Origin of the sequence: Pseudomonas sp. FeS53a (assembly GCF_000931385.1) — a bacterium.
Taxonomy (GTDB): Bacteria; Pseudomonadota; Gammaproteobacteria; order Pseudomonadales; family Pseudomonadaceae; genus Metapseudomonas; species Metapseudomonas otitidis.
The window spans coordinates 141,679-152,226 of the sequence record NZ_JYFT01000064.1 but is presented as its reverse complement, the minus strand read 5'-3'; the positions used below and the strand labels follow the sequence as shown (position 1 = coordinate 152,226).

General features: G+C 71.0%; 10 protein-coding genes and 1 riboswitch. Of the genes, 6 read left to right on the top strand and 4 right to left on the bottom strand.

The window, feature by feature from the left end; all coding sequences use genetic code 11:
- Nucleotides 1-374: 374 nt before the first annotated feature.
- Nucleotides 375-782, top strand: coding sequence for a hypothetical protein (locus tag SZ55_RS21380; protein WP_052807638.1), 408 nt, complete (start codon nucleotides 375-377; stop codon nucleotides 780-782).
- Nucleotides 783-1,025: 243 nt separating this feature from the next.
- Nucleotides 1,026-2,168: an MFS transporter gene (locus SZ55_RS21375; RefSeq protein WP_044411277.1), complete on the top strand. Its 1,143-nt coding sequence runs from the start codon at nucleotides 1,026-1,028 to the stop codon at nucleotides 2,166-2,168.
- Between the two features lie 5 nt (nucleotides 2,169-2,173).
- On the opposite strand, the gene SZ55_RS21370 is transcribed toward SZ55_RS21375, so the two are convergent.
- From SZ55_RS21370 to SZ55_RS21355, 4 genes are all read right to left on the bottom strand, one after another.
- Nucleotides 2,174-2,584 carry a hypothetical protein gene (locus SZ55_RS21370; RefSeq protein ID WP_044411274.1) on the bottom strand — a complete coding sequence of 137 codons (411 nt, stop codon included), beginning with the start codon at nucleotides 2,582-2,584 and terminating at the stop codon, nucleotides 2,174-2,176.
- A 62-nt stretch (nucleotides 2,585-2,646) separates the two neighbouring features.
- A complete protein-coding gene (locus SZ55_RS21365; protein WP_044411271.1) occupies nucleotides 2,647-3,354 on the bottom strand; it encodes a (2Fe-2S) ferredoxin domain-containing protein in 708 nt (235 codons plus the stop codon).
- Complete coding sequence (locus SZ55_RS21360; RefSeq protein WP_044411268.1) at nucleotides 3,351-4,082, bottom strand: cobalt-precorrin-6A reductase; 732 nt, start codon at nucleotides 4,080-4,082, stop codon at nucleotides 3,351-3,353. Before SZ55_RS21360 ends, SZ55_RS21365 begins: the two co-directional genes overlap by 4 nt.
- On the bottom strand, nucleotides 4,079-5,281 hold the full coding sequence (locus tag SZ55_RS21355; RefSeq protein WP_044411265.1) for a bifunctional cobalt-precorrin-7 (C(5))-methyltransferase/cobalt-precorrin-6B (C(15))-methyltransferase: 1,203 nt from the start codon (nucleotides 5,279-5,281) through the stop codon (nucleotides 4,079-4,081). Before SZ55_RS21355 ends, SZ55_RS21360 begins: the two co-directional genes overlap by 4 nt.
- A 232-nt stretch (nucleotides 5,282-5,513) precedes the next feature.
- A riboswitch (cobalamin riboswitch) is annotated at nucleotides 5,514-5,711 on the top strand.
- 88 nt (nucleotides 5,712-5,799) lie between these two features.
- Here SZ55_RS21355 and cobG point away from each other — a divergent pair.
- Genes cobG through cobJ form a run of 4 tightly spaced genes read left to right on the top strand, consistent with a single transcriptional unit; the run spans nucleotide 5,800 to nucleotide 10,128 of the window.
- On the top strand, nucleotides 5,800-7,113 hold the full coding sequence (gene cobG / locus SZ55_RS21350) for a precorrin-3B synthase (protein ID WP_044411262.1): 1,314 nt from the start codon (nucleotides 5,800-5,802) through the stop codon (nucleotides 7,111-7,113).
- Nucleotides 7,110-7,736: a precorrin-8X methylmutase gene (locus SZ55_RS21345; protein WP_044411259.1), complete on the top strand. Its 627-nt coding sequence runs from the start codon at nucleotides 7,110-7,112 to the stop codon at nucleotides 7,734-7,736. Before cobG ends, SZ55_RS21345 begins: the two co-directional genes overlap by 4 nt.
- A complete protein-coding gene (locus SZ55_RS21340; RefSeq protein ID WP_044411256.1) occupies nucleotides 7,736-8,482 on the top strand; it encodes a precorrin-2 C(20)-methyltransferase in 747 nt (248 codons plus the stop codon). The genes SZ55_RS21345 and SZ55_RS21340 overlap by 1 nt, the downstream gene beginning before the upstream one ends.
- Nucleotides 8,482-10,128 carry a precorrin-3B C(17)-methyltransferase gene (gene cobJ, locus SZ55_RS21335; protein ID WP_044411253.1) on the top strand — a complete coding sequence of 549 codons (1,647 nt, stop codon included), beginning with the start codon at nucleotides 8,482-8,484 and terminating at the stop codon, nucleotides 10,126-10,128. Before SZ55_RS21340 ends, cobJ begins: the two co-directional genes overlap by 1 nt.
- Nucleotides 10,129-10,548: the final 420 nt, after the last annotated feature.

The window sequence follows — 10,548 nt, the reverse complement described above, 5'->3', positions numbered from 1 at the left end:
ACGCTGGGCATGGATTCTCCTCTCGATCCGTTCAGACGCGATCATCACTGCACCCGGCCCAACCTTGTGAATGCGAGCTCAAGGCTCTGGATACCGTTCGGGCTGTTCGAGTGAGTGTGGAGGGGCGGAGCACTATCTACGTTGCAGGCTCGCGGCCTAAGGGTGGACACGGCTTCCTATCCCTCCCCCGATGATCAGTCGGGGACTATGCCCCTGGGGTGGGGCTGTAGTCGAGATACAAGGGTGGATCGCGCTCCACCGATCCACCTTTCGTTGCACGGTCTTCATCCCGGGATCGGAGTTACCCTCAACGCCTGCGTGCCTTCGATAGAGGCACCATCTGCCCATCGCAAAGCCGAAGACACGGAGTGACCATGAGCACCAACGCAGCCCCGCAGATCACGGCAATCGCCTTGGCCGATGCGTCACACATGGCCTTGCAGCACCTGGACTATGACCTCGAAACCCTGACGGTGACGCTGCGCAACTTGGAAACACAGAGCCTCACCTCCCTCCAGATCAGCGCCGTCGAGGGATTCCGCGTGCTCGACGAAGGCGACCTGCTGGAGTTCTGGCCCCACTGTTCCGGGAGTTGGCTGCACGAGATCACTGCAGGTGGCTGGCTCGATCAGGAGCGCCTTCGAACTGGATTTCTCAGTGGCGACCGAGCCCTCAAGGAATACCTCGTCGCCGGCGCGGACACGTGCCTCAACGTTCTGACCTGGGCAGCCATCACCGTGCCCCAGCAGTCATGTCCACCGCCTCCTGATTACACGCAGTAGGACGTCCCATTTTCCGTGTGTAGGCCCCCTGCTCCGCCGATCCACCTTTCGTAGCCCGGGCTTCAGCCCGGGACTGGCGTTATCCCCAAGGCCGCGAGCCCGGAACGTGTGGATGAAAAGAGCGCCTTCCCCCACGCGAGCCCCACTCACGACCACACGACCTCGTCCATCAACCGCCTGGTGGAGCCACAAGGCGGGCGCGCACGTGTTAGGGTCCACCCCTTTTCCCGTTCGGAAGCGCCCATGACCCACGCCGTGCCCTGTGCCGACAGCCCTGCCACCCGCCTGGCCACGCGCCTGGCGTTCTTCGTCTCCGGCTTCGGCATGGCCTGCTGGGCGCCGCTGGTGCCCTATGCGAAGGCGCGCCTGGACATCGGCGAAGCGGTGCTGGGGCTGTTGCTGCTGTGCCTGGGGGCCGGCTCGATGCTGTCGATGCCGGTGGCCGGTGTGCTGGCGGGGCGGATCGGGGCACGCCCGGTGATCCTGGTGGGCGGGGTGGGCCTGTGCTGCGCCATGCCGCTGTTGGCCGGCGCGGACTCCAGCCTGCTGCTGGCCCTCGCGCTGGCGCTGTTCGGCGCCTCCCTGGGCGCCATGGACGTGGCGATGAACATCCACGCCGTGGAGGTGGCGAACGATGCGCCGGTGCCGCTGATGTCGGGCTTCCACGGCCTGTTCAGCCTCGGTGGCTTCGTCGGTTCCCTGGGCATGACCGGCCTGCTGGCAGCCGGCCTGGCACCGCTGCCGGCGATCCTCGTCGCCCTGCTGGTGGTGATCGCCGGCCTCGCCCTCGCCGCCCCGCGCCTGTTGCGCACCCGCTCGGGCGGCAGCGGGCCGCTGTTCGTGGTGCCGCGCGGGCTGGTCCTGCTGCTGGGGGCGCTGACCTTCGCCATGTTCCTGGCCGAAGGCGCGCTGCTGGACTGGGGCGCCATCCTGCTGGTGGAGACGCGCCAGTTCGACCCGGCCAAGGCCGGGATCGGCTACGCGCTGTTCTCGTTGGCAATGCTCAGCGGCCGGCTCACCGGGGACCGGGTGATCGCCCGGCTGGGGGAATACCGCGTACTGGTGGGCGGCGGCCTGCTGGCCACGGCCGGCTTCGCGCTGATGCTGCTGGCGCCGCACACCGTCCTGGCGCTGGCGGGCTTTCTGCTGGTGGGGCTGGGCGCGGCCAATATCGTGCCGGTGCTGTTCAGCGCTGCCGGTCGCCAGAGCACCATGCCGGCCAATCTCGCCGTGGCGGCGGTAACCACCGTGGGCTACGCCGGCGTGCTCGCCGGGCCGGCACTGGTGGGCTTCGTCGCCCAGTGGCTGGGGCTGGTGACGGCCTTCGTGATCCTCGGGGTGCTGATGCTCTCGGCCCCGCTGACGGCGCGCTGGTTCGTGCGCTGACCCGTTCAGCGGTCAGCAGAGTTGTATCTCTCGCAAGCAGGCGCGGTGAGCGCCAGCAAGCGGTGGTTGTAGCGTTTGGCGAAATCCCGGGCCGGCTGCTGGAGTTCAGCCATTTCCTCGGTACAAACCACGTCCGAGGTGCCCGGCACGACTCGGGTGGGAAACGGCCCCAGGCACTCAAGTGTCGCCGGGGACAGCCCCGGAAGCGTCCCCGTGTAACCGAGGACGAGCATGAATTCGATACGCCCCGCACGGACTGCTTCCAGCGCCAGCGCCTCGGGCGACTGTTTCAGCAAGGCATTCAACGCGGCGGTCTCTTCACGCTGCGGCGGGCAATCCGGATCAGGATCAGCCTGAGCCTGAACGAGGACGACAGTGGACAAGGCAAGACCCCAGGCAAAAGCCGACCGGCTCATCACAGCTCCATGCAGGCTGGGCATCCCGGCCCGGCATCTGTCCGTTTAGCGAAGAGCAACGCTCACCCCTTCATCAACAATTCCGGCACCGCCCGCTCTTCGACGATGCGCGCCTGCACCCAGCGCAGCACCTGCTCTTCGCTCTCCAGGCGGTACCACTCGCCTTCCGGATAGAGGCTGGCGGTGGGGCCGAGGTCGCAGGGGTATTGGCACTGGGTACGGGTGATGTGCACGCCGCCTGCGCATTCCAGCTTGCCGGCGGCCTTGAGGGTCTCCCGCAGCTTTTTCCACAGCGGCAGCGCGCCCCGGCGGGTGCAGCGCGGGCCGTTGCACAGCAGCAGGCGCCGGGCATGGGGCGGGATGCAGGACCAGGCGTGGCTCTCCGGCAACGCTGGTACCTCGGCGCAGGCCAGGTGCAGTTCGGTACGCGCCACCAGGGCGCAGGCGGCGCCGGCCGGGTCGCTGTCGTACTGGCCCAGCAGGCTGGCGATGAACAGTTGCTCCGGAGCCGGGTACTGGCCGAGTTCGCTGCGTAGCCAGTCCAGGTGCGGCGGCGTGCTCTGCGGGTCGAGGTCGATCACCAGCAGCGGGCGCGGGCTGGCCTGTACGGCCTCGCGCAGGGCGTCGAGGCCGGTGCCGGTATCGATCACATCGGCCAGCGCCGCCTCGCCCCACAGGGCGACCAGTTGGCGGCGGAACAACTCGGCGAAGGCGCCCTCGGCGAGGTCGGGCCCGGCGAACAGCACGCGGGCGTAAACGGTGGCGGTCATGGTGTGTCCAGGTAGGGGCCGAGGGCCTGCCAGAGGGCCTCGACCGAGTCGAATTCGCGGGTCACCGGCGGCAATGCCGGGCGCTTGAGGATGAGCACCGGCAAGCCGCGCTCGCGGGCCACCTGCAGCTTGGGCTCGGTGGACTGGCTGCCGCTGTTCTTGCTGATCAGCACGTCGGTGCCGAGGCGCTCGAACAGCGCACGCTCCTCGTCCAGGTGGAACGGCCCGCGCGAGCCGATCACCTCGAAGCGCTCGCCGGGGGCCTGCCCCTGCAGGCAGCGCACCGTCCAGTGCTGGTGCTCGGGCACGCTGTGCAGGTGCTCCAGCGGCTCGCGGCCGAGGGTGAAGAAGGGCCGGCGGAACGGCGCCAGCGCGGCCATCAGGCCGGCCCAGTCGTCCACCTCGCGCCAATCGTCACCGGGGCCGGCCTGCCAGCCGGGGCGGCGCAGCGCCCAGCAGGGCACCCCGGCCAGCTCGGCGGCGCGGGCGGCGTTGTGGCTGATCTGCGCGGCATAAGGGTGGGTGGCGTCCAGCAGCAGGTCGATGCCTTCCTCGCGTAGGTACTGCGCCAGCCCGTCCGCCCCGCCGAAACCGCCCACGCGCACCTGGCAGGCCAGGTCCTGGGGCACCTTGCCGAGGCCGGCGAGGCTGTAGACATGGGAGGGGCCGAGGCGACGGGCCAGGGCCAGGGCCTCGGTCACGCCGCCCAGCAGCAGGAGGCGGCTCATGGCTTGAATGCTTCCAGCAGGGTGATGGGCAGGGCCGAGCGCCAGGTGTCGAAGTCCCCCAGCGGCTGGGCCTGGGCGACGGCAATGCGGGTCAGGCTGCCGCCGTGCTCGGCGCGGAAGGCCACCAGGGTCGCCTCGCTCTGCAGGGTCACGGCGTTGGCCACCAGGCGACCGCCCGGCTTGAGCCATGCCCAGCACTGCGCCAGCACGCCGGGGTCGGTGACGCCGCCGCCGATGAAGATGGCATCCGGCGCCGGCAGCCCCTCCAGCGCGGCCGGGGCTTCGCCGGCCACCAGCTGCAGGCCGGGCACGCCGAGGGCGTCGCGGTTGTGCTGGATGTGCGCCTGGCGCCCGGCGTTGGCCTCGATGGCCAGGGCGCGGCACGCCGGATGGGCGCGCATCCACTCGATGCCGATGGAACCGCAGCCGGCGCCCACGTCCCACAGCAGCTCGCCGGGGCGCGGCGCCAGGCGGGCCAGGGTGACGGCGCGGACATCGCGCTTGGTGAGCTGGCCGTCGTGGCGGTAGGCGTCGTCGGGTAGGCCGCAGGTGACCGGCAGCGCGCGGGTGCCGGGGTCGGCCGCCACCTCCACCGCCACCAGGTTGAGGTCGGCCACCGCCACGTCGCTCCAGGCGTTGGCCAGGCCGTCGAGCCGGCGCTCCAAGGGGCCGCCCAGGTGCTCCAGCACGGTGAGGCGACTGGCGCCGAAGCCGCCCTCGGCCAGCAGCGCGGCCAGGGCCGCCGGGGTACGGCCATCGTTGCTCAGCACCAGCAGGCGCGCGCCGGGGTGCAGGTGGCCGTTGAGCACCGCCAGGGGCCGCGCCACGGTGGATAGCAGCGTCACCTCCTGCAGCGGCCAGCCCAGCCGTGCCGCCGCCAGGGCTGCGGACGAAGGCGCCGACAGCACCTGCATCTCCTCGGCCGGCACCTGCCGCGCCAGGCTGGCGCCCACGCCGAACAGCATCGGATCGCCACTGGCCAGCACGCACAGGGCCGTGCCCCGCCGCGCCAGCACCGGCTCCAGGGAGAACGGGCTCGGCCAGGGCGTACGCACGGCACGGACGCAGCGCGGCAGCAGCGCCAGCTGACGCGGCGCCCCCACCACTTCAGTGGCCCCCAGCAGCGCATGGCGCGCCGCCTTGCCGAGGCCCGCATAGCCGTCCTCACCTATACCCACAACCGTCAGCCAGGGCTGCATGGAAACTCCCGTCTCTAGCGAGGTGTCAGCCGCTTGCCGTTCCGACAGGCAGCCTTTTCCTCATGTCGCGCAAAGCGGGCATAATAGCGTCCTTCATTGGTTGCCGGCGCCCCACAAGGACACCTCTAAAAACTACCTGCGTTGTCATCGCAGCGTTAAAAACAGGCTCAAAATGCTCATTTACCGTACGTAAACTGCGCTTTTTCGCCTGTTTTCGCCTTGCGCTGACCGCCTCGCCTACGTTTTTAGAGGTGCCCACACGGCGCTGGCCAGTGCCCATCCGGGCACTGAGGGAACACGGTCGCACCGTGGCTGCCCCCGCAACTGTAAGCAGCGAGTCCACGCACCCTGGCCACTGAGCAGCGCTCGGGAAGGCCGCGGAGGATGACGACCTGCCAGCCAGGAGACCTGCCGGTGAAACCAGTCGCGTGTGAGCGCATCGGGCGGGGTGTATCGATGCAAACGTGTCCCTGGGCTAGGGATATTCCGGTCGCCGCGACGCCAACCAGGGTGACCCGTTGAAACAGGCCGAATCCGCTGCCGCCACCGTCCGCCCCTCGGCCTGCCCGGGGTTGCTGCGCATCGTGCAATCCGGCGATGGCGGCATCTGCCGCATCAAGCTGCCCTGCGGCCGCCTCCAGGCCCGCCAGGCCCGCGCCGTGGCCGCTGCCGCGCAGCAGCACGCCAGCGGCGTGATCGAGGCCACCAACCGCGCCAACCTGCAGATCCGCGGGGTAAGGATCGGCGCCGAAGCGGCGCTGATCGACGCACTGCTGGCCGCCGACCTGGGCGCCCCCTCGCCGGGTGCCGACGACGTGCGCAACCTGATGGTCAGCCCGCTGCTGGGCCTGGTGCCCGGCCACGAGACGACCGCCGCCCTGGCCGACCGCCTGCTGGCCCTGCTGCAGGACACCCCGCGCTTCCACGCCCTGTCGCCCAAGTTCGCCCTGCTGCTGGACGGCGGCGAAGCCCTGGCCATGCTGGAGCACCCCCACGACCTCTGGCTCTGCGCCCTCGGGCCGCAGGCCGACGCCCTCTTCGCCTTCGGCCTGGCCGGGTGCCCGCCGCAACAGGCGTACGACGCCCCTGCCCTGGGCGCTGTGCACGCCGCCCAGGTGCCGGCTTTGGTGGAGGCGCTGCTGCACCTGTTCCTCGACCGCGCCCGCCCCGAGCAGACGCGCATGCGCCACCTGCTGGCCGACCTCGGCCCCGCCGCCCTGCTGGCGGAGCTGGAAGCCCGCCTCGGCGCGCCCCTGCATGCCGTGCCGGACTGGCGCCGCGACAGCGCCGGCGCCCTCGGCCACCTGGGCGCCGTGGCTGGCCGGCATGCCGGCGCCGCCGCCCCCCTCGGCCGGCTCGATGCCGAACAACTCATGGCCCTGGCCGACCTGGCGGACCAGCAGAGCGACGGACACTTGCGCCTCACCCCCTGGCAATCGGTGCTGCTGCCGGCACCCCGCGACCTCGACGGCACCCTCGCCGCCCTCGCCGCCCTGGGCCTGGTCACCGACCCCGACGCGCCCCTGGCCCGGCTCATCGCCTGCACCGGCTCCAGCGGCTGCCCACGCAGCCTGGCCGACACCAAGGCCGACGCCCTGGCCCTGGCGCCGCACCTGCCGCCCCGGGTGCAGCTGCACCTGACCGGCTGCCCGCGCTCCTGCGCCGCCGCCCACGTCGCGCCCTTCACCCTGCTGGCCCGCGAACCGGGCCGCTACGACCTCTACCAGCGCGCCCGCAGCGGCTTCGGCCTGCTGCTGGCGAGCGACCTCGACCTCGAACAGGCCAGCGCCCGACTGGCCGCCACTCCTGACAGCTGGAGCTCCACCGAATGATCGATTACATCCGCGATGGTCAGGAGATCTATCGCCATTCCTTCTCCATCATCCGCGCCGAGGCGGACCTCAGCGCCATCCCGCCGGACCTGGAGAAGCTCGCCGTGCGCGTCATCCACGCCTGCGGCATGGTCGACGTGGTGCAGGATCTGGCCTTCTCCCCCGGAGCAGGTGCCGCCGGCCGCGCCGCCCTGGCCGCTGGCGCGCCGATCCTCTGCGACGCGCGCATGGTGGCCGAAGGCATCACCCGCGCGCGCCTGCCGGCCAACAACCCGGTCATCTGCACCCTCAACGACCCCGGCGTGCCGGAGCTGGCCCGCGAACTGGGCAATACCCGCTCGGCAGTGGCCCTGGAGCACTGGCGCGCGCACCTGGAAGGCAGCGTGGTGGTGATCGGCAACGCCCCCACCGCGCTGTTCTACCTGCTGGAGATGCTCGACGCCGGCGCCCCGAAACCGGCGCTGATTCTCGGTTTCCCGGTGGGCTTCGTCGGCGCGGCCGAGTCCAAGGACATGCTCGCCGCCGACAGCCGCGGCGTGCCCTACGTGGTGGTGCGCGGCCGTCGCGGCGGCAGCGCCATGGCCGCCGCCGCCGTCAACGCCCTGGCCACGGAGGTGGAGTGATGAGCGGCAAGGGACGGCTGATCGGCCTCGGCGTGGGCCCGGGCGATCCGGAACTGATCACGCTCAAGGCCCTGCGCCTGCTGCAATCGGCCCAGGTGGTGGGCTACTTCGTCGCCAAGGCCAAGGCCAATCGCGGCGAGGGCGGCAACGCCTTCGGCATCATCGAGCAGCACCTGGCGGACACCCAGGTGCGCATGCCGCTGGTGTACCCGGTGACCACCGAGAAGCTGGAGCCGCCGCTGTCCTATGAAACGGTGATCAGCGACTTCTACGACACCGCCGCCCAGCAGGTGGCCGAGCACCTCGACGCCGGCCGCGACGTGGCAGTGATCTGCGAAGGCGACCCGTTCTTCTACGGCTCCTACATGTACCTGCACGACCGCCTGGCCGACCGCTACGAGGTGGAGGTGGTGCCCGGCGTCTGCTCCATGCTCGGCAGCGCCGCCGTGCTCGGCCTGCCGCTGGTGTACCGCAACCAGAGCCTCTCGGTGCTCTCCGGGGTGCTGCCCGAAGCTGAACTCAAGGCCCGCCTGGCCACCGCCGAAGCCGCCGTGGTGATGAAGCTCGGGCGCAACTTCGACAAGGTGCGCCGCGTGCTGGGCGAGCTGGGCCTGGCCGACCGCGCCCATTACGTCGAGCGCGCCACCATGGCCAACCAGCGCATCGTGGCCCTGGACGAGGTGGACCCGATGGCCTCGCCGTACTTCTCGATGATCCTGGTCCCCGGCCAGAAATGGAGAGGCTGATGAACGCCCCCGCCATCGTCCTCCTCGGCAACGGCGGCCTGGCCGTCGCCCGTCGACTGCAGGCGCTTTATCCACAGGCCCGGGTGCTCGGCCTCGCCGGCCGCGTCGACGGTGCCGACGAGCGCTACAGCGAGTTCGGCGAGACCCTGCGCGAGCTGTACCGCAACGACACCCCGATCATCGCCCTGTGCGCCGCCGGCATCGTCATCCGCACCCTCGCGCCGCTGCTCGCCCACAAGGGCGCCGAACCGCCGGTGCTGGCCCTTGCCGAAGACGGCAGCGCCGTGGTGCCGCTGCTCGGCGGCCTGGGCGGGGTCAACAGCCTGGCCCGCGAGATCGCCGCCTGGCTGGACGTGGCCCCGGCCATCACCACCAGTGGCGAACTGCGCTTCGGCACCTGCCTGCTGGATCCGCCGGAGGGCTACGCCCTGGCCGACCTGGAACAGGGCAAGCGCTTCGTCGCCGACCTGCTCGGCGGCCAGACGCTGCACGTGGCCGGCGAGGCGCCCTGGCTGGAAGCCGTCGCCCTGCCCCGCGACAGCGCCGCCAAGCTGACCCTGCACATCACCCCCGAACAACGCCCTGCCGCCCGCGACGAACTGCTGATCCACCCCCGCGTGCTGGTGCTGCGCGTGGAGAGCGAGGCCTCGGCCGAGACCATCCGCCAGGCCCTCGCCACTGCCGGCCTGGCCCCCCAGGCCCTGGCCTGCCTGGTGGCCGACCCGGCGCGCATGAGCGACGCCGGGCTGGCCGCCACGGCCGCCGAACTGGGCGTGCCGCTGCGCTTCGCCAGCGATGACACCGACCTGCCTGCACCGGTCGCCCGCCTCAGCACGCTGCAGCTGTACCGCGCCGACGCGCCCCTGGACCCGGCCCGCATCGGCCAGGCCCGGGGCCGGCTGACGGTGATCGGCCTCGGCCCCGGCGACCCGGCCTTCATGACCCCCGCCACCCGCCAGGCCCTCGACGAAGCCCAGGACCTGCTGGGCTACGAAACCTACATCCGCATGGCCGGCCCGCTGCGCGCCGACCAGGTGGCCCACTGCACCGACAACCGCGAAGAGCTGCAACGCGCCCGCCACGCCTTCGAGCTGGCCGCCAGCGGCCGCCGGGTGGTGGTGGTGTCGTCCGGTGATCCGGGCGTGTTCGCCATGGCCGCCGCCGTGCTGGAAGCCCTCGACGACTCCCGCGACCCGGCCTGGCAGCAGGTGGACCTGCAGATCCAGCCGGGCGTCTCCGCCGCCCTGGCCACCGCCGCCAAAGCCGGTGCGCCCCTGGGCCACGACTTCTGCCTGATCTCGCTCTCGGACAACCTCAAACCCTGGGACGTGATCGAACGGCGCCTCGACCACGCCGGCGCCGCCGACTTCGCCATGGCCTTCTACAACCCCATCTCCAAGGCTCGCCCCTGGCAACTGGCCCGCGCCCTGGAGATCGTCCGCCAGCACCGCACGCCCGAGACCCTGGTGGTGCTCGGCCGCGACATCGGCCGCCCGGCGGAGAAGCTCACCGTGACGACCCTCGGCGACCTCACCCCCGACCAGGTGGACATGCGCACCCTGGTGATCATCGGCTCCTCCCTCACTCGCCGCATCCCCCGCCCCGACGGCCACGAATGGGTCTACACCCCGCGCTGGTATCGCTGAGCCACGTCCTTCGGGATAACCCCAGTTCCCGGGCTGAAGCCCGGGCTACGACGGTGGATCGGTAGTCACCGGATGGCATCGCGGGCGGGGCGTGGATTGATGCGGTTCGCATAGCTCACCGCATCCTACGGACTCACACCGTTCCGGCGTTGAGACGGTGGAGCGCGATCCACCCGGCGCAGGCTCGCGTAGGTGGAATGACGCTCTTTTCATCCACCAACTCCCGGCACCCAGGCCTTGGGGATAACCCCCTAGATCGGCGCTCACCGGGTGGCGCCGAGGCCCCCGTAGGATGGGCTGAGCTGTGCGAAGCCCATCATGGCGGGCGGGGCTTGGGTTGATGCGGTTCGCATAGCTCACCGCATCCTACGGAGTCACTCCGTTCCGGCGTCGAGACGGTGGATCGGTGGAGCGCGATCC

Coding starts and splice junctions, on each gene's coding strand:
- cobJ (WP_044411253.1), top strand. CDS start 8,482: ATGAACGCCCCCGCCATCGTCCTCCTCGGCAACGGCGGCCTGGCCGTC.
- SZ55_RS21355 (WP_044411265.1), bottom strand. CDS start 5,281: ATGCAGCCCTGGCTGACGGTTGTGGGTATAGGTGAGGACGGCTATGCG.
- SZ55_RS21365 (WP_044411271.1), bottom strand. CDS start 3,354: ATGACCGCCACCGTTTACGCCCGCGTGCTGTTCGCCGGGCCCGACCTC.
- SZ55_RS21360 (WP_044411268.1), bottom strand. CDS start 4,082: ATGAGCCGCCTCCTGCTGCTGGGCGGCGTGACCGAGGCCCTGGCCCTG.
- SZ55_RS21380 (WP_052807638.1), top strand. CDS start 375: ATGAGCACCAACGCAGCCCCGCAGATCACGGCAATCGCCTTGGCCGAT.
- SZ55_RS21340 (WP_044411256.1), top strand. CDS start 7,736: ATGAGCGGCAAGGGACGGCTGATCGGCCTCGGCGTGGGCCCGGGCGAT.
- SZ55_RS21370 (WP_044411274.1), bottom strand. CDS start 2,584: ATGAGCCGGTCGGCTTTTGCCTGGGGTCTTGCCTTGTCCACTGTCGTC.
- SZ55_RS21345 (WP_044411259.1), top strand. CDS start 7,110: ATGATCGATTACATCCGCGATGGTCAGGAGATCTATCGCCATTCCTTC.
- SZ55_RS21375 (WP_044411277.1), top strand. CDS start 1,026: ATGACCCACGCCGTGCCCTGTGCCGACAGCCCTGCCACCCGCCTGGCC.